The sequence below is a fragment of the Kerstersia gyiorum genome (genome assembly GCF_004216755.1).
In the GTDB taxonomy this organism is placed as follows: domain Bacteria; phylum Pseudomonadota; class Gammaproteobacteria; order Burkholderiales; family Burkholderiaceae_B; genus Kerstersia; species Kerstersia gyiorum.
Map to the genome: position 1 here is coordinate 112822 of NZ_SGWZ01000003.1, position 22345 is coordinate 135166.

The following is a 22345-nucleotide window of genomic DNA, read 5'->3' on the forward strand; positions in this document are numbered from 1 at the left end:
GTACCTATGAAGACATGGCGGTCGATATAATCGCGCCAGTAACGTCAGCCCCGCGTCCGTCAGGCCGCTTGGTCCTGGCGCGGGCACCTTGCCGCGCCTTGCCGGACCACGCGCCAGAGCGCAGCCTCTGCCGGCAACGGCAGGGCCCAGCGAGGCATGTTTAATTCGGGGATGAAGGATTCCCCCAAGGGCAGCGCAGCTGCGCCAACCCTCGGACGGAGTACTTTGCCACCACAAACCTTGCCAGGATTTCATGCATTTCTCCACCGTCGCGCTGATTGGCCGCTATCAGGATACCCACCTGGATGCCCTGCTGGGCAGCCTGGGGGATCTACTGGCCGATGCCGGCCGTCAGGTGCTGGTCGAGGCGGAGACGGCCCGTTACACGGGCCTGAAGCGTTTTCCGCTGGCCACCTACGATGAAATCGGCCGCCAGGCGGAACTGGCCATCGTCGTCGGCGGGGATGGCACCATGCTGGGCGCCGCCCGCCAACTGGCGCCCTACAACGTACCGGTCGCCGGCATCAACCATGGCAGGCTGGGATTCATCACCGATATCCCGCTGCCTCAGGCCCATGACGCGCTGCGCGACCTGCTGGCCGGACGCTACAACGCCGAAGACCGCATGATGCTGACCGGACGCGTACTGCGCAATGGCGAAATTCTGTGCCAGGCCTGTGCCCTCAACGACGTCGTCCTGAGCCGCGCCGGGCGCGGCGGCATGATTGAAATGCGGCTGGAAGTCGATGGGGTCTACATGAACACCCAGCGCGCCGACGGCATCATCGTCGCCACTCCCACCGGGTCGACCGCCTACGCGCTGGCAGCCAGCGGTCCCATCGTCCATCCGGGCATCGAGGCCATGGTGCTGGTACCGGTATCACCCCAGACACTGTCCAACCGTCCCATCGTCCTGCCGCCCAGCGGCGTACTCAGCATCACCCTGACCTCCATGAGCCGGGTAGAAGCTGGTGCCAGCATCCACTTCGACATGCAATCCTGGTCGGAACTTCAGCCAGGCGACCGCATCGAAGTGCTGCGAGCCCCCAATACCATCCGCTTCCTGCATCCGCCGGGCTATAGTTTTTTTTCCACCTTGCGCCACAAGCTGCACTGGAATGTCATGCCCCGCATGGATGACCAGGACGAGTGAACCATCATGCTGCTTTCGCTGCACATCCGCGATTTCGTCATCGTCGACGAAGCTGAAATCAGCTTCGGCCAGGGCTTTACCGTGTTTTCCGGGGAGACCGGCGCCGGCAAGTCCATCCTGATCGACGCCCTGGCCCTCTGCCTGGGCGCACGCGGCGACGCCAGCGTGCTGCGTGAAGGTGCCAGCCGTGCAGACATCCATGCCAGCTTCGCACCGACGGCGGAACTGAATGCCTGGCTGCAGGCGCACGACCTGGACGCAGGCGAAGAACTGGTCCTGCGCCGCGTTATCGACGCCCAGGGCCGCAGCCGCGCCTATATCAACGGCGCTCCCTCGCCACTGGCGCAGTTGCGCGAATTGGGCGAACAACTGGTCGACATCCATGGCCAGCATGCGCACCAGAGCCTCATGCGCAACGATGCGCAGCGCGACCTGCTCGATACCCACGGCGAACTCATGCCGCTGGCACGCCAGACCGAACAAGCCTGGAAACAGTGGCACGCGCTGACCCGCCAGATCGAACAGCTGGAGCGCGATGCCGATGCCCGCCAGGAACGTGCCGAGCAAATCCAATGGCAGCTGGACATGCTTCATGGCGTCAACCTGCAACCCGGCGAATGGCCACGCCTGCAGGCAGAACACGACAGGCTGGCGCATGCGCAGGCCCTGCAGGACGGCAGCGCCCAAGCGCTGGGCCTGCTGGACGACGACCAGGGCGCGCTGCACCTGTTGTCCGGCGCCATCGGCAAGCTGAATCACCTGCTGCGCCACGATGCCGGCCTCACCGCCATCCGCGACACGCTGGAATCGGCGCGCATCGCTGCCAGCGATGCCAGTTCCGAACTGCGCGACTACCTGGAACGCGTGGACCTGGACCCGGAAAACCTGGCGAGCGCGGAATCGCGCCTGAGCGCCGTCTTCGAACTGGCACGCAAGCTCAAGACAGACCCCGAAACATTGCCAGAACTGCAGGAACGGCTGGAGCAGGAAGCCGAATCCCTGCGCGTTTCCGGCGATGCGGAACACCTGAAACAGGAAGAAGCCGCCGCCCGCCAGGCCTATGAAGCCCTGTCCGCTCGGCTCTCCGAAGGCCGCAGCCAGGCCGCGCTCGACCTTTCCCGACGTGTCACTGCCGCCATGCAGACCCTGGCCATGGATGGCGGCCGCTTCGACATCCAGCTGGAAAACACCAGCCCCAGCGCCCACGGCAACGAAAACATCGTCTTTCTGGTGGCCGGCCATGCCGGCGTTGCCGCCAGGCCGCTGGCCAAAGTGGCATCCGGCGGCGAACTGGCGCGCATTTCCCTGGCGCTATCGGTAATCGCCAGCCGCGCCGCACGCGTGCCCACGCTGATCTTCGATGAAGTGGACACCGGCATCGGCGGCGCCGTCGCCGAAGTGGTCGGCCGGTTGCTGCAGAAATTGGGCGCTCGCCACCAGGTTCTGTGCGTAACCCACCTGCCTCAGGTCGCTGCCTGCGGCGAACGCCACTTCCAGGTTAGCAAAAGCTCGGACGGCGAACTCACACGCTCGGAAATTGTCCCACTCGACAATCCAGGACGGATCGAGGAAATCGCCCGTATGCTGGGCGGCATTACCCTGACCGAAACCACGCGCCAGCACGCGAAAGAAATGCTCTCCCGCTCCGGCACCCTGGACCCGGCCTGACCGGCGGCACCATCCCCGGCTACACTTATGAAAGATTTCATCACGCAACCGACACGAGCCCATTCCATGGATCGCAGCATGCCTCAAGCTTATGCATCGTTTTCTCGCGCCCGACTCAGCGCCCTTCTCATCGCGCTGGCCATAGGCGCCACAGGCTGCACTTCGGGCAAATGGGGCTTCCCCTACCGCGCCAGCGTCCAGCAAGGCAACTGGATCACCGCCAGCCAGGTCGCCCTGCTGCAACCCGGCATGAGCCGCGACCAGGTGCAGTTCGCCCTGGGCAGCCCGATGCTCACCAGCATCCTGCACTCCAACCGCTGGGATTACACCTACTACTACCAGCCCGGCCGCGGCCAGCCGCAGCATCGCCTGTTCACTGTCTGGTTCGACAATGACAGGCTGGTGCGCTGGGAAGGCGATGCCGTTCCGGAAGTGCAGCCATTCCAGAAAGGCGCCCAGGATGGCCAGATCGACCTGATCGAAGTCGACAAGATCGCGGAAACCGCGCCTGCTGCTCCCGCCACCCCGGCAAGCGGGCAACAGGAAGGTATCACCGACAACCTGAATATCGACGGCGACCCGGTGCCACTGCATATCGAATTGCAGCCCACCCCCATCACCGAGCCAGGCGCCGCCAGCCCGGCCCCCATGCCGCTGTAAGGTTCGCGCGAGGCTGCCGGAAGGCAGCCACGCCCCCATTTCAAGGAATATACACATGCGCATCGCCATTGCAGGCGCCAGCGGCCGCATGGGCCGCATGCTGATCGACGCCGTTCTCGCCGCCAAGGACCTGACCCTGGCCGTTGCCCTGGACCGCCCAGGTTCCGTCGCCATCGGCCAGGATGCCGGCGCCCCGTCGGGTATCAGTACGGGCGTCCTGATCAGCGACAACATCGAAGAGCTGGCCCAGGCCGACTGCCTAATCGACTTCACTCGCCCTGAGGGCACCCTGGCCCACCTGGATGCCTGCGTGCGCCACGGCACCAAAATCGTAATCGGCACCACCGGCTTCGATGCTGCCGGCCACGCTGCCATCCATGCCGCCAGCGAAAAAATTGCCGTCGTCTTCGCGCCCAACATGAGCGTGGGCGTCAACGCCACGCTGCGCCTGCTGGAAATGGCCGCCAAGCTGCTTAACGAAGGCTACGACACCGAAATCTTCGAAGCCCACCACCGCCACAAGGTGGATGCCCCCTCGGGTACTGCCATCGGCATGGGCCGCGTCATTGCCGAAGCCCGCGGCCAGAAACTGGAGGATGTCGCGGTCTGGACCCGCTATGGCGAAACCGGCCCGCGCCAGGACGGCACCATCGGCTTTTCCGTCGTGCGCGGCGGCGACATCGTCGGCGACCACACCGTCTACTTCTGCGGCACCGGCGAGCGCATCGAAATCAGCCACCGCTCCAGCAGCCGCGCAGGCTACGCCGAAGGCAGCGTACGCGCGGCGCGCTTCCTGGGCCAGCACGAACGCGGCCTATTCAACATGCAGGATGTGCTGGCCATTTGAAAACCGGCGGCAAGCCTGCCGTCACCACCGACACGCCATCCATCAAGACAACCACCCCGCCGCAACAGGCAGGGGTGGTTTTTTTATGCCTGCTTCGGTCCGCCCGGAAACAGGCGACCTGCGGCGCCTGGGACAAGCAGACGCCGGATCAGGGGCAAGCAAGCGGCGGCAGGCAGACTGTAGACAGTCCACAATCAGACGGACTGGACTGGACTGGACTGGACTGGACTGGACTGGACTGGACTGGACTGGCAGCAGGATAACTCGGCCCTGATCGTCAATCACGCCCTGGCGCCAGAATGGGCTCACGCTCCAGCGCCACACCAAAATGCATCTGGACGTCCGCACGCACCACCGCCTCCAGCCGCAAGACATCTGCCGCACGCGCACCGCCACGATTCACCATCACCAATGCTTGCCTCTCATGCATGGCAACCGGACCCAACGCCCGTCCCTTCCAGCCACAACGGTCAATCAACCAGCCGGCCGCCAGCTTGCTGCGACCGTCCGCCACCCGATAACGCGGCATATCCGGGAAACGCTGCTGCAGGGCATCCGCCTGTTCATCGCTGACGACAGGATTCTTGAAGAAACTCCCGGCATTTCCCAGCACAGCCGGATCCGGCAACTTGGCACGGCGTACGGCGCACACCGCATCAAACACATCCTGCGGGCGAATCCCGGCTGCGGACTTATCCTGCAACCCGACATAGCGCTGCAAATCCGGATACTCCATACGCGGCGCCCAGACCTTGGGCAAAGCCAGCACCACCGACATAATCAACCAGCGCCCTTGCCCAGCCTGCTTGAACCGGCTATCACGGTAAGCAAAGCCACACTCGCTGGCAGGCAGCACCACCCTTTCAGCAGCCACGATATCCCAGGCATGCACCTGCACCAGCCGCTCGGCCACTTCCAGCCCATAGGCGCCGATATTCTGCACTGGCGCCGCGCCCACCGTACCGGGAATCAAAGCCAGATTCTCCAGGCCGCCCAGCCCTTGGGCCACACACCACTGCACCAGACCATGCCAACTCTCGCCGGCGGCAGCTTCAACCAGTATCGCCGTATCCGTCTCGCCCACACGGCGCACACCCGGCAACCGCGCCGCCACCACCAGCCCATCCACCTCGTCCGGCAACACCAGATTACTGCCGCCCCCCAACACCAATGTCGACGCGTACTCACGCACCAAGCGGCTCAAAGCGGGCAACTGAGCAGCATCAGTCACCGACACAAACGCAGCGGCCCGGGCCGGCAGGCCCAGGGTATTCAACGCGCGCAAATCCTGCGCAGCGGCAGCAAGCACAGGCATATCCGAAGCAGCTGGGTCCATGGAGAAAAGGGGGGCTGGAGCATTTGACATAGTGCCGTAATCTTATGCTATAGTTGCGTTCTTCGCTTGTTGCTCAGGCATTACCTGGGCAAGCCTTCGGGGAAATCTTTCGAAAGAAGATTCCAGCAACGATAGCAAACAAGCCATGCGGGAGTAGCTCAGTTGGTAGAGCGCAACCTTGCCAAGGTTGAGGTCGCGAGTTCGAGACTCGTCTCCCGCTCCAATTTATGATCTACAGACTTCCACTGACGTCTGTAAGTCGTTGAAAACAGGGCCGAAAGGCCCTTTTTTCATTCCAGCGACGTCCACTGAAATCCACCTGTATCCGCGACTTTTTAGTCCATCAATACGCAAGAGCGTGGCAAGGTAATAAGGAGTTCGAAACGTCGTCCATCACGGCGCAGGATCCAAATCAAACTCCAACCAGTCCCTTCCAAACCAAAGAAATCCCTTCTCCTCTGGGATGGCAGACACGCCTTTCGGTTGCATGGAAAAGCGTCGTTTATTACCTATTGTCTTGAGCGACCAGGTTATTTGGCAAGTTCCGCACTGGCAGTAGAAATCTTGCTGCTGCCCGCGCTCGAATCGTGCCGGATGCCCACAAAGCTGCGCAAGCGCTGCTACCTGTTCAATGGCAACCCCTACAGCGTCCTCTACTTGAGAATTAGCCGAATCTCTTAGAGATGCCTTCAGTTCGGCTGCTTGCTGAGCATCGACTGGCGCGAGAAGCCGAACATAGGTCGGAGAAACAGGTTCAAATTGTTTCGGCCATGTCTCGGTCAGCTTTTTAGACGGTGTGGGCAACGGCCCCAGTTTTCGGCCATAACCTTGGAGCAGCTGCCGCAACATCCACTCATCAATCAACTTCCCTACTTTTTCCACAACATAAAGGTCCAACGGCGAAACAGGAAGGCTCTGCGCCGATGCGACACTATTTGGCGCGCCCGGCCAACACACAATACGTCCAGACCCAAGACTCTCACTGCTACTGATGGACGCACCGAACCAAGCAATAGGCACGATCCTCAGCGTAGATCCCTCTGACTGAGTTATAACCCAATCATGTGCATCATGATCGACTGTGAAGCCCTGACCAGCCCAACTGAACGCAAGACTCCCATCTACTTTGCACGGACTATACCTTTCAAGCGCCCGTCTGATTACAAGACCGACGTAACTGACGTAAGCCACTTGCAATTGAAGTTGCCGCGCCAAGCGCTCTTCAGGGGGTAACAGCCGTTCCTCTCGATCATCTTTCAGCCTCTCCCATAAAGGGGGCAGATGACGATAGTGAGGGTCGTGATTCAGAATATTCGTCCGATGAATTTGGGCAGGAACCACAGATGCAGGAGGCACCAGGGAATAAAGACCCCGTTGCTTCAGTCCTCTGATTGCACGCAACTGAGACTCCAAATCGCTGAGGGCACGCTTTCCTGCCTCCAACTGCATCCCAGTTTTGTCATCAAGATATGACTCCCCCCAAAGGCGACAAATATCCTGGCGAAGTCGAAAATGCGTCTGCTCTGAGTCTTGAAACTCCAAAGCACTCTCCAGTCTTGAATTGACTCCCCGGATGCGAGCCAATCTCCTGGCAAGGTGTCGATCAAGCCGATCTAGTAACCGCTTGTAGAGCCTATTCTCATAGATGGCATAGTCGTCCTCGCTGAAACGTGCCAGAATCTTGCGCGGTTGAACACCGCTGAGCGTACGCTGCTGCCAGCAATCTGAGTGTGATGCCAGGTGACTTAATGCCGAAGGCGCGAGGCGTCGGGCTCGCGCCACTGGCGCAACTGATTCGTCATATCGAAGGTCTCTTCGAGGGCGGTCAGATATTGCATGCAGATGACCATCTCCGAGAACCGCCGCCAAGTCTCGCTCGAGCTCTTCGAGCACGCATTGGGCGGCCATCTCTGCGGGTAGCATGGGCGAGACATTTGCATCATGTGTGTGAGCGATCTTTCCGGCGATGGAAACAATCGCCTCTGCAGACAGATCGGAGTCCGCCTGATCGCAGTCAGAATGATCGATGGCGAGTACTTTTGATTCAGTGTCTTGAATCCGGATGACGCCCGATCCGTCATCCGAGAGCAGATCACCGGGCTGCAAGCGGCTGTGTCCATTGACCACGAGTGGCTCAAGCAAGCAATACCGCCCCGGCAGAAGCACGTCGGGTAGGCAGTTGAGTTTGCCACCCGTAAGCCGGTCCAAAAATATCATGCCCCACGCTCCTTGCGGCGACGGTCTTCAGCCAACAAAGCAATAGAACGGCGAGGCTCCGATTTCCACCCCTTCCATACAGTGGTCAGCGCTTGTTCGATAGCGGCTAGATCATCAATGGTCGCATCATATCTACCAGTGACCTTCCCGCGCCTAAATACTCTGCTGGCGAGCAAATGATCCAGAGCATCTTCTTTGCGACCGCCGGCAGCCATGTAAACAGGGACAAATCGCATGGCTTGGCGTTCGAGTCGATTGCCCCAACCCAGGTCAAAGCGATCCTGCAAGATGCTTGTGAGCGGGCCAGTGGTCAACTCCGCCAACAACTCTGAAACCTCATCAGCGTTTTGTGTCACAGCAGCATCAAAACGTTCAATCAATGATCCATAGCTAAAGCTGACCTTCGGCTTCGGCTCCACCTTGAATCCACCTTCGTGGCGGGGAAGCGTCATGACATGAGCACGGTCGTAGGTTTTGTCAGCGAACTCGTTCGTCGTTTCATCGTGGTTAGCAGTGCCTACAAACCAGACGTTGTGGGGAACCCGAATTCTTCGACCCTCGACCAGCAGCGCTGGTGCGTTTGGCAACTGGCTCTCCGACAAACTGATGAGTCGATCTCTTGGGTCATTCTTTTCGAGCGCCGAGAGGAATTCAGCAAAATACTGCTCCGGGCGCGACAGGTTCATCTCGTCCAGCAAGATGATGTTGCACCGGTCCTTGTAAGCGGCTGATTGCGCACGGTAGAGACCTTGCAGGCAGTCGCGCTCATAGAAGCGCTTCTCGAATGCGTTGTAGTGGCCTAGTAGATCATCACGGTCTCGCCAGCCAGCTTGGACGGCAATGTCAGTGCAATGCCCTCCCACAGCCTTTGCGAACGCCTTCGCCAGGCTCGTTTTACCCGTGCCGCTGATTCCCTGAAAGATGTGAAGCTGGCTCATGGCCAACCCGGCAATAAGCAACTGAATATCTTCGAGGCGGAAATGCAGTATCGCGCCTTCCTCCGCTTGAGCGATCCGGTGCTGCAATTCAACCGAGAATTTTTTCAGATCAGGAACATTTTGCTCCGGCAGGCTCAACTCCTTGGCCTTGCGATCCTTGATCCAATCGGCAGTGGATGCGGAATCCATCCATGCCATTTGAGGGAACGGCTTCTCAGATTGCTGTGACTGGGTTAGGTCATCTACCGTTTTGCCCAAGTCATTGAGCCTTGCACTCAAGATCTGATTGTTCTTTTCCAGGGCACGCTTTTCTCTTTCGAGGTTCTCTTTGTCACTCACGCCGAGGCGGAGGCGATGAAGCTGAGCTTTTGCATCAGCCAAATCAAAATGAACCTCGTCGAGTTGAGCCTTTTGCTCATCACGAAGTTTTCGCAGCGCCTCGTTCTCAAATTGCAACTGATCATCCTGACTGTTTGCAATTTGGTTTTCCAATTGAGTGACTCGACGCTTCTGAGCAGCCAACTCGTCAAGTATCTCGCGGGCAGACCTCCCTGCCAATGCCTCTGAGAATTCCCGGTATTGCTCTAGTTTCTGTTCAGTCAATGTCCAATCGCGGTAAACCTTTTCAAGGCGTGCCTCTGCGCGTAGTCGAGCATCGGTCAATCTGGCAATTTCCTGACTGGCCTCGCGAAGTGAATCTTCGCGGATCTGTACCCGTTCACGCTCAAGCTCTTTCCACTCTGCATCTAGTCGCCGTTGCTGCTGCTGTAGAGCTCTCTCCTTGTTTGCAATCTCCGCTTCACGTTCCATCACTTCGGATGCGCGCGCGGACTCATCGTCACGTGCTTTCTGCTCCGCTTGAAGGATGCCGAGTTGAATCTCAGTCTTCCTAGACTCGAGCTCCACGATTTCTTTCTTGAGATCACTGAGTGCGGCCACGTTTTGGGCGGCAAAACCGGAACGCGCATCCAGTTCTCGCTTCTCAAGTTCACGCTCCTTATCGGCCAAACTTGATTCGGACTTTTTTATCTCAACTTGTCTTTGCTTCAACTCTTCGTCGAGTTTGTTGATCTCTTCGGTTCGCTTCTTGTTCTCATCACTTCGGCGGGAGAATGCCTCCTCCTTGCGAGCCAGGTCATCGGTGCGCTTCTGTGCGTCTTCATGTAGATCACGAACTCTCTTTGCGGCATCAGAGATACCCGCCAGCAACCTCTCGAGCTCGATTTTTTTCTCGGGCTCTACCTTATCCAACTCGCTGACCTGATCTTTCTCCAAGTCAGGGAGTGCCACAGCGGAAGCATCGCCTTGCACCAGCGATGCAAGGGAGCCAATTCCAGCAGTTGCTTTCTGCCATGCCGATGCGACCGCACTTTGTGCAGTATTTGCGTTTTGCGCGACTGGGGCTTTTTTCCCCTTATTGTGTTTCGCCATTTCAATACCAGCCCTTAAAAATTTGAACCCATTCGATGACAAAGTCAGCGTGTTCCATAGCTTCTTCTCTATCGATTCTCTCGACACCTGAATGCCCGGCCTTTTTGTTGCGAGCATCGGCCATATCAAGCAGACGAGCCAGTTGAAGCTCATCGGCGGATAGCTTGAGGAAGGGGTGTGATGCTTGATCCACTGTCCCTAAAAGTCCTGCAAACAACAACGCCTTGAGCGAACTGGTACCGCGCTTTACCGCTGTGCGCACCTGATCTAGGCGCTGCTCAGACAAACGCTTGATTACGTCATCGGTGAGGCAAGGAAGGTTGAAGAACTGGAGGTAATATTGCGCTTCCCCATCTTTCCAATCCCTCTGGTCTTTCCAGTGCGGCAATCTACGAATGTCCGATGGGTATGCTTTCAACAGCCACTGCAGCACGCTTTCTGCCAGGTTGTGAGTCTCAATGAGAAGGCTAGTCACATCCTCCTGCCAAGACCTCTCCTGACTAGCCAGCACGGACCTTCGTCTCAGAACGCTGGCGAGGTATCCCTCAACAATCGGCACCTTCCGCGACCAGTTGTAGTCTGCAAGCAGTGTCAAGTCGATCTGATTCTCCAGGGATCGGAGCCACTCCTCTGCCGACAAATCGTTCGATCTCGTCTCGCCTACCGCGTCAGCGATGTATCTTCCAAGTCCATCGTTTCGCGGCAAGACTTCCTGCAGGGGTTTGCGCAACCACGACGCAGCCTGCTGCAACCCGAATGGATCTGCAACCAACCAGGGTTGTGGCCCAGCCTCGTCGGGAAAAATCCATGTCCATAACCACATCGGCTGCGCCGAATCTTCGACGAAGCTCAGGCTCTCAATGCGGACACGTGCCGAAAGCTCGTCATCACGCTGCTTGGCGTGGTCGTGATCCGTTCGATAGCGCTGAAACGCATCAAAGAGGGCCGCTGTGTCCAATGTGTCCTCTCGGAAGTGATTGAGGCGGAAGGGGCGATCCTCCTTTCCGGAATCGAGGTCTCGCAGGAACACTGGGTAACCACGTTCATCGACTCGCTTCGCTTCGATCTCTGGAAGTTCTTCAGTGAATCGCGGCAGCCAGTTCCCCGAAATCGCGTCCTGATATGCGTACCCCATGCGGACTTCCTCGCTGGCATCCTGAGCCTCTTCGAGGACACGCTCACCTTGAGAGGTGACTGATCCCGAGGTGTTCATCCAGCCGTTCGGGATCAGTTGAGTTGCAATGATGAAGGCCACCAGTTCTCCGTCCAGCCCCAGCAACTCAGCCATTTCCGAACTGTCCTGGCATCTGGCCCTTGCCAGTCCAAGGATCGCCTGCTGGAACAGGTTCAACTTGAGGACACGATTTGTTGGATAAAGGACCTTCCAAACGCGGACAGGCCACAGAAGCGGCCGCCCACCCGGGGGGCGACGGACATCGAAGCGAAGATAGCGGTCAGCGGCCATGCGCCATCTCCTCTCTGCAAAGCTTGAGGAATGCAGCCAGAGCCGGGACCCCTTCCTCGGACTCGGGCCCTTCGGCCATGTGTTTGGCACCGACGGCGACGAGGAGCTTCCTCTGGCGACTCATCGCCACGTTCATGCGATTTGCCAACCGCAAGTGTCCATACTTGCTGTTTAGCAATCGTTCGCGCTCTTCCCCTTCCTTCTGATCGGGAATCACCACGTCGTTAGCTCGCACTACGGACAGGAAGACGAGGTCAAACTCTTTGCCTTGAAACGCGTCAACCGTGCCGACGCGCAGTCGCTCATCACCTGATTCAGTCTGCCGGTAGGAGCGTGCGATTCGGATTTCCCCATCCTCTTCCTCTGCCAAGCCCTCGTCAGCCAGTGCATCAAGTATCAGGTCACACTGGGCGCGGTAGAAACTGATGACCCCAATGCTCAGCGACGGCCCACATGAATCTGCAATCCGCTTAACCTCTTTTGCAATAGAAATTGCCTCCGCCCGTCTTTCATAACCGGGTTTTAGGAATCTTTCCTTCCCGTCCTGCAGAGGCACATCCAACCAAGCCGCACATTTGCCTTGGTAGCCAGGAATCGTGTGAGCGAAATCCTCCGCAGGTCGCCCCGAGTGCAAGACGTCCAATCCCTCAGATTCATAGAACTGTTTGCTGATGAAGTCACCCAGTGTCGGATGCATTCTGTACTGCGTATCGAGCATCACGACGCGCTTGATGTTGTCGACTTTCTCTTGCTCCCTAAGCTGCTTCACCAGCCGCTCAAAAAGACTCTGCTCATACGCCTTCGCTTGAGCCTCAGTCAGGCTTTGTCTCGAAATTAGTTCGTCTTCCAACTCTCGTTGAACAAGGTGAGGTAGTTGTCGATGGTCGCCGACCAGGATGATGCGACGCCGCGCCATCGCCATAGGAACGAAAAGGTCTAGAGGGTTTGCCCTGGCGGCTTCGTCGATGACAACCGTGTCGAACTCAATTCCTTCTGTTGCATCTAGGTCGCTCAACTCTTTCAAACTACTCATAGCCTTACCAGCTGACTGCTGGCAGGTCGCACCGACAATGCTGGCGTACTCGCGGACCGCTCTCGCTGCCTCATTGGGGGCTTGGGAAAGTGCCGCGTGGTACGAGGCCACTACCGCAGAGATGCCACGGCGAGATTGACGCAAAGGCGCGTCGATTGCGTGCTCGATGTTGGCCAAGAGACCAAGTGCTTCGCCGCTCAACGCTTGCTTTAGCTGTGGGGGCCTGTAATCGGGGCTCAACCGATCCAGCATGGACCGCTTAAACGCAGCCAATTCAGCAAGATCTGCTTCAGTGGCATCGGCAACCGTTGAAAGTCGCTGGAGCAAGCCCCATTCCGAATCTTGAAGATTGACGTTGCTGCGCCGCAGCGTGCGCTCAAGCTGGTGAGCTCTGTCCGGCCCGTCGTCGGCGAACCCGATAGAACTGGTGCGCAGAGCCCTCAGCAAGCGCACAAGCCCAGCAGGCTCATTGGCCTGACGCTGGGTTTCGACTCTCTTCTGCTGGGCAAGAAACTCATCCCATCGGTCCTTAATTTGGGCCGGGAGACGAACGTCTAGATCGAACAGCTGACGCAAAAGGACATCAATTTGCTCGAACTGTGTTTGGCGTTCCTGTGCCGACATGCTCGCGAGTCTCAATGCTGTGATACGTCGATCTAGCTCTTCCAATGGTTGAGTCAGCGGCTCATTCAGCCGAATCGCGTCGAGTCGCACAGAGATTTCTTTCCGTTTGCGTTCACACCAAACACCAACGGGGTCGACACCGCCTTCATCACGACGCCCTCGACCGCCAATTCGAACGGCAGGCAAGCCAAAGACTTCTGCACGATTCAGGGCGTTATCGACCGCATCGTGCTGGTAACTGCTAATCAGCACTTGGTGCTGCAGCGAGTTTTCCCCGAGTGTTTCGGCAAGGCGCCGCTGCAAAGCTGCAATGACCTGAGTCTTACCTGTTCCTGGTGGGCCAACGATAAGTGCGATATCAGGTGTATTGATCGCCTTCTCCAGCGCCTCAATCTGCCGCTTGGTCGGAACACCCTTGAAGCAAGATTTGGCGTAGGTGGATAAGCCGTCGAGCTGACGTCGCCGGGCGCTTGGCGGAGCCACCCCTTCCAGCAAGTAGCTCAGTTGCGGCAGTCGCCGTCCTTCATTGATAGATTGCCTTGCGCGTGCACGACGGGTCTGTACGGCTTCATCACCCGATAGTGAGTAGTAGATGAACCCTTGGTTGGGGGGGCGTTCTGAGCGCCGGTCCTGGCTCGGAACCAAGACCACGCCATCCCGCTCGAACCGCAATACACCACGAACCGGGCAACGGCGTGCTCGGTCAGCTCTGCCCGGCACGTCATCAACCTCGGAATCAAGATCAAGCTCCCGATCCCCAAGCTCCACTTGCGTCGTGTTCGCCAGCCCCAAAGCTTTCCATCGTTTCCGGAAATCCCTTAGGTGATCCGCATCAACTTTTAGAAACCAGGCCCACAGTTCACCTTCGACGAGCTCCGCACTCTTGAAGCGAAGAGAACCCAGTTCCCTCGCACAATCTCGAGCCTGCTCCCATTCGAGCGCACCATACTCTTGCCATAAACGTAGGTAGCTGCCGTTGTCGCGCAGCGCGGCATCCAAAAGTGCGCGTTGCTCTGTACTCTGGAGACGCGCGGCGACACTGGCATCTTGGAAAGAGATCTTGCCAACGGCCATCGCTACACGTGCTGTAGCCCCCTTGAGACGAGTGACGCTCATCAGTTTCAGCACGCCAGCATCTCGTTTGACGTTGCCGCGCCAGCCTGCACCAAACAGAACGAAACTCTCATCGGAAGCGTTGTCGAAGCGGCCAAGAAAAACACGATCCATTTCTGCGGTCGGTGCTTTTTCAGCTGAGATGAATTGCTCATTCAACCAACCAACTGCAGTGGGTACGTCTGAAGCAGAAATCTCACCCCTGCTGGCCAATTGCTCCGCAATGGACTCATCAACAGAAATCGCCATATCCAGCTGGATCTGCTCGACCAAATCCAGCGATTGAAGGTGGAGGACCTCGCCATGCCGATGTCTTAACACCCACAACGTCAGGCCTCGTTGGACCTGAAGCGCAGTTCGATCTTGGCGTCCTTCTGCTTTGCCGACGCAAACGGAGTTGCCCTGTCGGAGAAGATAGTCATTACCGTGTGCCTGTACTGACACGGCCTCACCGATTTGCCAATCGGCTCCCAGGTCGTCACATGTGAACTGGGCAAGTTCACCCGACAGAAGAGGAAAGTCGCAGAGTTTCATCGTTGCCTCACCAGTTGAAACGCCAAACGACGTGCTCTTCTTCTACCGCGCCTAGGTGGAGCCAAAAAGATACTCCTGAACGACTGTCTGACTTGAGCCGCTGACGACGCACAACAGCGACGACTTTGTCATCAGATGCTCTCTGCAAGGAAACTTGCGTACCGACTGATGGCTCTATCCACAACCCATCCTTAGCAAGTTCGACAGTGCATAGCGGACGGGCATCCGCGTACAGGGACGTCCCCAAAGGCAAAGTCTTTAACACGGTAGGGCTCATACTCAAAACCATCGCCTTGCCTGTGCGAGTCCAGCACTCTTTTCGAATCAACGACTCTGGAACATCTTCCGGCAAGCCCTCCCGGAGCAGATCCGGAGGCATATAGCGATATTCCTGCAAGAGGATCGTGCGATTCGTGTCCTGGGCGTGATCGCAAAATGGACAGATGTGCTTCGAGGTGTAGAAAAACGTGCTGCCGCAAGACTCGCATTGATCGCAATGGCCTGTGGCAGCCTCGAAGGCATCTGCCCACTCATTCAGACATGGCCGCTCACCCGGATTGTTCAGCCCGGCATTGAAGCATCGTTCAAACAGCGCACGCAGTGGCGCATTGAGCGTGATTTCGCGGGGAAGACCTATCGACAAGGCGTTGCTGCGATCAACTGGGTGATCTACCCAAGGGAGTTCGCCTCGGAGTGCCGCCTCTTCACGCTCGGGTTCACCTTCAAGCACAACGTCCCCCTTGAGGGGGTGAACCAGAGTGAGGATGCGATACGCCATGACCGCAAAACTCCAGCTGTCGGTCAGTGTATTGATGCCGGACTCTCCCCTCAGAATCTCTGGAGCCCCGTAATCAGGGGTGAATACACCTTGCTGACCGTCACGCGACTGACTCGCAACGTTGTCGGCGTCGATTAACCAGACTTCGGCGTACTCTAGTGACTGCGATACGAAGACATTTGCAGGAGAAAGATCGCCATAGGCGAGTCCTCGACCATGCAGATCCGCCAGCACCCGAGCCAGTCGCGCGAGCATCTTCAACCGGCGCAACAGACCGCCTGTCTTCACATAACCGGATAGGCCTTCATCTGACATCAAGGCGTCCGTCGCCACCTGCATCAGTTCAGTCATTGGGGCCAGTCCATCCATCAGTTCCATGACGTAACCGGGCTGCGGCTGCGTAATAAGAGCTTGTGGATGAGCGATTGGAAGGCCCTCAAGTGGCTGACGCATAAGTGCGCGAATCTTGCTCGTCCAACTGACTCGCTTTTCTTCTGTGGTTGCACGCGCGACTTTTACGAGAACGTTGGGGTAGTTGGTCGTGCAAACGATCCCTTGACCGCCTTCTCCGATACGCCCCGTCAGCTCATAGGACTGACCATGTTGGTCCAGCACCGTCCTGTTTTTCTTTGGCGCTTCTGGTGTTGCTGTGCTCATTCAGACGTCCTAAAAATGGCCACGAGTGTTTTGTCGTCGCTGTGTAAGGGTGTGGCCCAGTCATTCAGTTCAGACTGCAACCAGCGCCTGCCTCTGCGCCGATTCCGAGTGCTCACGTCTTGATAAAGCGCATCAAAGAAGTCGGCAAGATGGGCAGGTTCGAGGTCATCGGCCACGCCATCTGTCATCAGGACCACGCCATCACCCGGCTCGGTGAATCGGCCTTTCGTATAGCTCCATTTGTCCTGCAGGTGTGTGGACTCAAGTGCCCAAGTCTGATTGCCATATGCTGTGCGCTCTGGCGTGACGCGACGGAACTCGCCCGCGCATTTCACCAACAGAAGACCATCACCCAATTGGGCTGCATGGACCTCGCCTTGATCTGTCACGCGGCCGAACAGCAGCGTGGTCGCGGCGTCCCGAGGAATTGTCGGACCAATCGCTTTAAGCCATTGCTGATGAATCAAGGGCAGAGTTGCCGGCAGATCGAAACTGCTCGATGTGGCGCGCAAGATCCGCCGGGTAACTTGGCAGGCACTACGTGCCCCCAGATCACTACGTGCTCGCGATCCCAAACCGTCTGCTGCAGCCGCAATCCAGCCACCACGGCAACCCGCCAGAACCATCGCGTCCTGATTTGGCTCGCCCAGATCCAGGTGTCGGGGGCCGATGACGCTCGCGCCGCAGGCAATAAACCTCATTGGAAGTCGAGGTCCAGCGCGTCATCATCCGGGGGCGGGACAACGAATGCGGTTGAGACGTCTGGATTTTGGCTTGCCGTGCGAGTGGTCACACTCATGGTCACTGCACGGAAGAAACGGTGGATGTCTCGGGCGTTGTGGGCCTTGAAAATAGGAGCCTCTGCGTCGTTCGCAAAATCCTTCAGCATTGCTTCATCGGCATCCGGCCCAATCGCCATTGCAAGACGGGTCGCTTTTTGTGCCCGTTCGGAGTCGCGAAGAGCCTTGAAAGGACCCTCCCAGTCGTCGGTCGGTTGTCCATCAGACAACAGAATCAAAACGGGGCGATAGGCTCGGGAGGGGATGCGATCCTTGTCCTCCAGCAACTGACGCGCGAGATCAAATGCCGCACCCATCGGCGTGACACCGTCAGCCTTAAATTCCGAGAACCCTGCGACCCCATGTGCCGCAACCAATGGCAAGTGCAACTGCGCCTTGCCACCAAAGGTGATCAGGCCCACCTGGATCTCGGCGCGCAAACGACTTTCCTTGGCGAAAGTCGAGACCATGTCCTTCATCGCAGCATTTAGCGCTTCGATCTTGCCGTTCTCCCCCATGCTGCCACTTGTGTCAGCCAAGACGATCACGGGGAGAGGCCGGGGCGTGGCGACAGCGAATTTTTTGAGACTGCTCATCTTCTTTGTCCTTTGATCAGGTTGATTTTTTGTGTTCTGGGTTGGGGCTTTAGGCGGCGAAATTGGTGACGTAGCGGAACGCATCGCGAGATCGCCGACGTACCGGCTCACGATGTCTTCCTGGTATTTGGCAAACCCCATATCTCAGCCTCCAACTCATAAAATTTCTTATCATCAAGCACAAACCGTAGCCAGTTTTTTGACTGATGCTTGAGCAACCAATTCATCAATGATTAAAAACTACTTTACCATTAAATACATTTCATTCGGATCTGATGTGCCTGCGATCCGTTGATAACGAGAACTGTGGTGAGTCCTGGTATTCTGAGCCAGTCTGTCATTTCTGGCTTTCGGATTCAGAGCTGTGGTGGGCTCTGCTCATCGCCCAGAAACCAGCCCAACATCAAGCGCATCAGCCTGCGCGGCAAAGTCTCGTGGACGGCGTTTCTGGAAGGTTGCCAGGTTGGCGAGCTTCCAGCGCAACGCGGGCAACTGGTCGGCGTGCGGGCATTGCAACAGCGACCAGTCGGGTTCGGCGCGAGCCAGTCCGCTCAGGAACTGCCGGTGGGCGGCGCTCAGCCGCTGCGGCAGTTCCTAGCGTAATTGAGTGCGGGTTTCTAGCAGAGCCTCAAGTGGGCAGTCCACTTCAGTCATGCCCACGAAAGCGCGTTCATATTCGACCACGATGTCCTTGTCGTTGCCGAACAGCACTTCATGGGTGGGCCGGTTGTGCCCTGCCAGATAGATCACGAAGCATTCGACCATGGCATCGGTCAGACCTCCGGTCTGGAGCAACTGCCAGACATCGAACAGGTCTCGCGGATGCTGGCGATCCAGGGCAGCAACCAGTTTGCCTGCGTAGAGTTCGTCCGGGGCGAGCACCGGCACCGCAAATTCGACCCCGAACAAATCGCCGGTGCGGGCATTCAACTGCCTGTGCTCAATGGGCAGCACCGTGCCACGGAACACCACATTGACCTCGACCTTGACTTGGCTGGTTTCGTTCTCGACGATCAGCTTGGTGTCGCCAAGGTCTTTGCTGCGGATCAGCCTTGTCTGTACGCCAAGGCGTTCGACACGCTGCGCGATGGCTGCCAGTTCCTGGTTGATATCCTCTAGTGCCTGATCACGTGGAGTCTGCCAGGGGCGGTACACCACATCTATATCCACCGATAGGCGGGGCATATCTCGCAGGAACAAATTGATGGCAGTGCCACCCTTCATGGCGAAGATGTCGTTATCGAACACGTCGGGCGCGATGTTCAGCAACAGGCGGACGGTGTCGGCGTAGTGTTTATCCATGAGGGTTCAGGCTCAACAGGGTTCCGTCATCCAGCCGGCTCATCCAGCGGCTGGCACTGCCGGAGCGTACCGGGTATTGCGCCAGTAGCTCATCCACGTCAATAACGCCGGTTTCCCGCGCCCAGGTAAGAAATAGGCGCACGGCCTTGACGCTGGTGCAACAGGCCAGCAACCGTCCGAGCACATCCTTGCGCGGTGAGCGCAGGCCATCGAACAGGTTGCGGGATTCTTCGAGGCTTTCCCGTGTGCCGGTGTCGTAGAGCAACTCCAGCACTGCGCGTTCAGGCACTGCCACCCGCAGTCCAGCAGGCTGTCCGGGTGGTGTGTGCAGGGTTTTGCTGGCGAGGTCATCGTTGGGCCAATCGAACAGCCTTGCATTGACGTAACGCGCAGGAAACCGTGTGGTGAACCAGGCAGGCAACGCAAAGCGGGCCTCGCCCCAGAGCACCAAGGTTTCCCTGGGGGCCAGGTTGTGCCGAACCCCTTGCAGCGCCAGGGCGCTTTTGCCGCCGATGTGCAGCCCGGCGACCCGCTCTTGCAGAAGCCGCAGCGCACCGCTGGCGTCAAAGTTGTCGTTAGGATAAGCATAGACGCCGTGTCCCAGGCGCACCAGCCAGCCGCTCTTGGCGTAGCGGGCGGCCAGTTTGGGCGACACGCCGAAGGTTTCAAGCACGGCGAGATCGAACGGTGCCCCCCGAGGAAGCTCCGCCTGCAGGCGCTTGATTATCTGGTGTCTCGAATGTTCACTCATGCAAGAAATATACGTCAAAATCTAATCATTAACCACTAAAATTGATAGATTTTTCTCTAAAATTCACCCCATAGTGGAATTTCACGCTTAAATCCAATCGTAACCGGCCAGGATGAAAAACGCAGCCAAGATAGGCCCACCGCTCCACTGACGACAGGCCAAGATTGGACGACGGTTCCGGCTGTTCTTCCGGTAAGACTTGAAGGCCAAAGATCATCGTCCATGCTTGGGTCAACGATGAATCATCGGGCAACCTCATGCAAGAGATCTGCCTCAGCAATGACGACCGATGCGGCTTGGCGGGATTCATCATGGATGCCAGCGGAGGCCACTGGATGCAGGCGGACAGCCGACGTTGACGCTGTAAACTAGCTAGTCCACAATCCAATCCATCCAGTCATTCTGGATGAATTTAATTTGTTTTCAATCAATGAGTTATGGCTTCATCCTGGAGCCTGTTTCCCGCTCCAGATTCTAAAAAGGCCCAGACTTCGGTCTGAGCCTTTTGCGTCTGCGTGATTCTCGGTTCATCTAAAGTCGATTGATTCGAAAGCGTTTTCGGTCTACGAATCGTCCAGCGGAGCCTATCGGTATCCCACATACTGATATCGAAGTTCTTCATCCAGATGGGCAATGGCTAAATATGGAAGACATCCCCGTCCTGACACACCATACAAAACAAAATTGGAAGTCGGTCGACTTCGGAATGCCCGTTGAGCGTTACCCTGAGTACTGGGCAGTGAAACAACGATCCAATGGTGAGCAGATAGTATTGATACGCCAGCCTTATAGGGTGGGCCGTTGTCACATTGAATGCAACGATGAGCACGCACAAATAATTCTACATATTTTGCGTGAGTGTGCATTTTCATCCCGCAACATTTCTCGCACACGCTGGTTTTATGCGCATGAATCAGGAGATTATATTGTTTCGGAAGAACTTCAACCCGTAATACGGAGAGGATTGAAGGGATACCTCAAAAAATTAATAGCTCGATGGAACACAAATATGCTCCACTGCGATTGGAACGTCAGCTTGCCAAAGTCCGGCTCCTTTTGTAGGGACTCACAGACGGATGAGCTCTACAAGGAATTCAGCCTCGCTGGGCTGCTTTTGCGCGGTGAGCGGTGGACATACGTAGATTCGCCATGCGCCCTTCCCTCCCTTCGGCCCATCCAGAGCGTCGGCAATTAATGCACCAGTTGTTAGTCAGTTGTGCTAACATAGCCAACAAATAGCAATTTCATCATACATCGGAGGTTCCCATGACCACTACCACCATGCGTTCCGGGCGTATCGGTTTCCGGGTACTTCCGCAGCAAGAAGCCGTGCTGCGGCGCGCCGCCGAAGCCAGCCACAAGTCATTGACCGACTTCATTCTCGAGAGCGCTTACCAGGCTGCCGAGCAGACCCTGCTGGATCAGCGCCTGTTCCTGGTGTCGGGCAGCCAATCGCAAGCCCTGCTGGATCTGCTCGACCGCCCCGCGCAGGTCAATGAAGGTCTTCGAAACCTGTTCTCCCGCCCCGCGCCGTGGGATCGCTAATACATCTGACAGCGCCGCAGGCGCTGGATGCCAGCCATATCCTCGACGAGTTCGATTGCGGCAAGGACAGCATGAACGAATGGTTAATTCGTCATGCTCGCCAAGCACAAGCCAGCGGCTCCGCCAAGACGTATGTGGTCGCGCCCAACCAGGATCCGCGTGTCGTTGGCTACTACAGCCTCACCGTGGGTCAAATCGACACGCTGGAAGCGCCCGAACGAGTGCGCCGTGGCATGGGCAGCTACCCCATCCCCGTGGTCATTCTGGCGCGGCTGGCAGTCGCCCGGCAATTGCATGGACAGGGTCTGGGCATTGGTCTGCTGCAAGACGCGATCCGTCGCACCGTGGCGATTTCCGAACAGGCTGGCGTGCGGGCCTTGTTAACGCATCCTATCGACGCAGAGGCTGAACAGTTCTACCTACGCTTCGGCTTCGAAGCCTCTCCTGTGCGGGAACAACAACTGCTGCTTCTGCTCAAGGATGCACGCAAATTGCTGCTGACCAAGCCTTGAAGTATGCACCCTATTCAACCAAATCGACACAGCACTTGCGAAGCACCGGATCGCTGAATATAGTTTCTCTCGATTGAGGGCCATGAAATAATAGTACATGTAAACTCACTTCAGCTTATGGTCAATTCAATTCCTCTGGCAATTTTGAGGAAATTGAAAAATAAATCATCAACCCATCCCTAAGACTGAGCGCGCAACGCACAAAATCATGAATAATTGCATAAGACAAGAATACCTTGTCACTAAAAAATATTACATTACACATATGATTTTTGGATGGCTCGGGGGGGCCGCGATAACATATCCATTCTGGAACAGTGATTTTGCATACAAAAAGATTGTTTTTGCCATTGCTATTTTTGGAATAATTTTTTACCCAGTTGCAAAATGGATAGTTGAGCGAGTT

Annotated in this window: 15 protein-coding genes, 1 tRNA gene and 1 pseudogene; 7 read left to right on the top strand and 10 right to left on the bottom strand. The window is 57.2% G+C overall.

Features of this window, described 5'->3' with window-relative positions:
• Positions 1 to 253: 253 nt before the first annotated feature.
• From EV679_RS10400 to dapB, 4 genes are all read left to right on the top strand, one after another.
• Positions 254 to 1153, top strand: coding sequence for an NAD kinase (locus EV679_RS10400; protein WP_068374037.1), 900 nt, complete (start codon positions 254 to 256; stop codon positions 1151 to 1153).
• Positions 1154 to 1159: 6 nt separating this feature from the next.
• On the top strand, positions 1160 to 2821 hold the full coding sequence (gene recN, locus EV679_RS10405; protein ID WP_130487150.1) for a DNA repair protein RecN: 1662 nt from the start codon (positions 1160 to 1162) through the stop codon (positions 2819 to 2821).
• A 78-nt stretch (positions 2822 to 2899) separates the two neighbouring features.
• The gene (locus EV679_RS10410; RefSeq protein ID WP_130487151.1) at positions 2900 to 3481 is read left to right on the top strand and encodes an outer membrane protein assembly factor BamE; all 582 of its coding nucleotides are present in this window, start codon (positions 2900 to 2902) and stop codon (positions 3479 to 3481) included.
• Between the two features lie 55 nt (positions 3482 to 3536).
• Positions 3537 to 4328 carry a 4-hydroxy-tetrahydrodipicolinate reductase gene (dapB, locus tag EV679_RS10415; protein ID WP_130487152.1) on the top strand — a complete coding sequence of 264 codons (792 nt, stop codon included), beginning with the start codon at positions 3537 to 3539 and terminating at the stop codon, positions 4326 to 4328.
• A gap of 277 nt (positions 4329 to 4605) precedes the next feature.
• Here the strand turns inward: dapB and murB are convergent, their stop codons facing one another.
• On the bottom strand, positions 4606 to 5694 hold the full coding sequence (gene murB / locus EV679_RS10420; protein ID WP_415777616.1) for a UDP-N-acetylmuramate dehydrogenase: 1089 nt from the start codon (positions 5692 to 5694) through the stop codon (positions 4606 to 4608).
• A gap of 117 nt (positions 5695 to 5811) precedes the next feature.
• Between murB and EV679_RS10425 the strand changes: the two genes are divergently transcribed.
• Positions 5812 to 5887, top strand: a tRNA-Gly gene (locus tag EV679_RS10425).
• A 170-nt stretch (positions 5888 to 6057) separates the two neighbouring features.
• On the opposite strand, the gene EV679_RS10430 is transcribed toward EV679_RS10425, so the two are convergent.
• From EV679_RS10430 to EV679_RS10465, 9 genes and pseudogenes are all read right to left on the bottom strand, one after another.
• On the bottom strand, positions 6058 to 7881 hold the full coding sequence (locus tag EV679_RS10430) for a DUF2357 domain-containing protein (protein WP_130487153.1): 1824 nt from the start codon (positions 7879 to 7881) through the stop codon (positions 6058 to 6060).
• The gene (locus EV679_RS10435) at positions 7878 to 10367 is read right to left on the bottom strand and encodes an AAA family ATPase (protein WP_165390025.1); all 2490 of its coding nucleotides are present in this window, start codon (positions 10365 to 10367) and stop codon (positions 7878 to 7880) included. Before EV679_RS10435 ends, EV679_RS10430 begins: the two co-directional genes overlap by 4 nt.
• Complete coding sequence (locus tag EV679_RS17635) at positions 10252 to 11715, bottom strand: hypothetical protein (RefSeq protein ID WP_165390026.1); 1464 nt, start codon at positions 11713 to 11715, stop codon at positions 10252 to 10254. Before EV679_RS17635 ends, EV679_RS10435 begins: the two co-directional genes overlap by 116 nt.
• Entirely contained in the window at positions 11705 to 15019 is a 3315-nt protein-coding gene (locus EV679_RS10440; protein ID WP_130487155.1) for a DEAD/DEAH box helicase, read from the bottom strand. Before EV679_RS10440 ends, EV679_RS17635 begins: the two co-directional genes overlap by 11 nt.
• Before the next feature lie 7 nt (positions 15020 to 15026).
• Positions 15027 to 16454 carry a protein kinase domain-containing protein gene (locus EV679_RS10445; protein WP_130487156.1) on the bottom strand — a complete coding sequence of 476 codons (1428 nt, stop codon included), beginning with the start codon at positions 16452 to 16454 and terminating at the stop codon, positions 15027 to 15029.
• On the bottom strand, positions 16451 to 17155 hold the full coding sequence (locus EV679_RS10450; RefSeq protein ID WP_130487157.1) for a PP2C family serine/threonine-protein phosphatase: 705 nt from the start codon (positions 17153 to 17155) through the stop codon (positions 16451 to 16453). Before EV679_RS10450 ends, EV679_RS10445 begins: the two co-directional genes overlap by 4 nt.
• On the bottom strand, positions 17152 to 17970 hold the full coding sequence (locus EV679_RS10455; protein WP_242611463.1) for a vWA domain-containing protein: 819 nt from the start codon (positions 17968 to 17970) through the stop codon (positions 17152 to 17154). The genes EV679_RS10450 and EV679_RS10455 overlap by 4 nt, the downstream gene beginning before the upstream one ends.
• Before the next feature lie 237 nt (positions 17971 to 18207).
• Positions 18208 to 19131 (bottom strand): annotated as a pseudogene (locus EV679_RS10460) (nucleotidyl transferase AbiEii/AbiGii toxin family protein).
• Positions 19124 to 19882, bottom strand: coding sequence for a type IV toxin-antitoxin system AbiEi family antitoxin domain-containing protein (locus tag EV679_RS10465; protein WP_130487158.1), 759 nt, complete (start codon positions 19880 to 19882; stop codon positions 19124 to 19126). Before EV679_RS10465 ends, EV679_RS10460 begins: the two are co-directional and overlap by 8 nt.
• A gap of 1266 nt (positions 19883 to 21148) precedes the next feature.
• On the opposite strand from EV679_RS10465, the gene EV679_RS10470 reads away from it, so the two are divergent.
• A complete protein-coding gene (locus EV679_RS10470; protein WP_130487159.1) occupies positions 21149 to 21427 on the top strand; it encodes a type II toxin-antitoxin system TacA family antitoxin in 279 nt (92 codons plus the stop codon).
• Entirely contained in the window at positions 21415 to 21939 is a 525-nt protein-coding gene (locus tag EV679_RS10475) for a GNAT family N-acetyltransferase (protein ID WP_242611464.1), read from the top strand. Before EV679_RS10470 ends, EV679_RS10475 begins: the two co-directional genes overlap by 13 nt.
• Positions 21940 to 22345 lie beyond the last annotated feature (406 nt).

What these genes read in the sequence shown, in the direction of transcription:
- EV679_RS10450 (WP_130487157.1), bottom strand. Translation starts at nt 17,155, where the DNA reads ATGAGGTTTATTGCCTGCGGCGCGAGCGTCATCGGCCCCCGACACCTG.
- EV679_RS10445 (WP_130487156.1), bottom strand. Translation starts at nt 16,454, where the DNA reads ATGAGCACAGCAACACCAGAAGCGCCAAAGAAAAACAGGACGGTGCTG.
- murB (WP_415777616.1), bottom strand. Translation starts at nt 5,694, where the DNA reads ATGTCAAATGCTCCAGCCCCCCTTTTCTCCATGGACCCAGCTGCTTCG.
- dapB (WP_130487152.1), top strand. Translation starts at nt 3,537, where the DNA reads ATGCGCATCGCCATTGCAGGCGCCAGCGGCCGCATGGGCCGCATGCTG.
- EV679_RS10410 (WP_130487151.1), top strand. Translation starts at nt 2,900, where the DNA reads ATGCCTCAAGCTTATGCATCGTTTTCTCGCGCCCGACTCAGCGCCCTT.
- EV679_RS10440 (WP_130487155.1), bottom strand. Translation starts at nt 15,019, where the DNA reads ATGAAACTCTGCGACTTTCCTCTTCTGTCGGGTGAACTTGCCCAGTTC.
- EV679_RS10455 (WP_242611463.1), bottom strand. Translation starts at nt 17,970, where the DNA reads ATGGGGTTTGCCAAATACCAGGAAGACATCGTGAGCCGGTACGTCGGC.
- recN (WP_130487150.1), top strand. Translation starts at nt 1,160, where the DNA reads ATGCTGCTTTCGCTGCACATCCGCGATTTCGTCATCGTCGACGAAGCT.
- EV679_RS10400 (WP_068374037.1), top strand. Translation starts at nt 254, where the DNA reads ATGCATTTCTCCACCGTCGCGCTGATTGGCCGCTATCAGGATACCCAC.
- EV679_RS10470 (WP_130487159.1), top strand. Translation starts at nt 21,149, where the DNA reads ATGACCACTACCACCATGCGTTCCGGGCGTATCGGTTTCCGGGTACTT.
- EV679_RS10430 (WP_130487153.1), bottom strand. Translation starts at nt 7,881, where the DNA reads ATGATATTTTTGGACCGGCTTACGGGTGGCAAACTCAACTGCCTACCC.
- EV679_RS17635 (WP_165390026.1), bottom strand. Translation starts at nt 11,715, where the DNA reads ATGGCCGCTGACCGCTATCTTCGCTTCGATGTCCGTCGCCCCCCGGGT.
- EV679_RS10435 (WP_165390025.1), bottom strand. Translation starts at nt 10,367, where the DNA reads ATGCTCGCAACAAAAAGGCCGGGCATTCAGGTGTCGAGAGAATCGATA.
- EV679_RS10465 (WP_130487158.1), bottom strand. Translation starts at nt 19,882, where the DNA reads ATGAGTGAACATTCGAGACACCAGATAATCAAGCGCCTGCAGGCGGAG.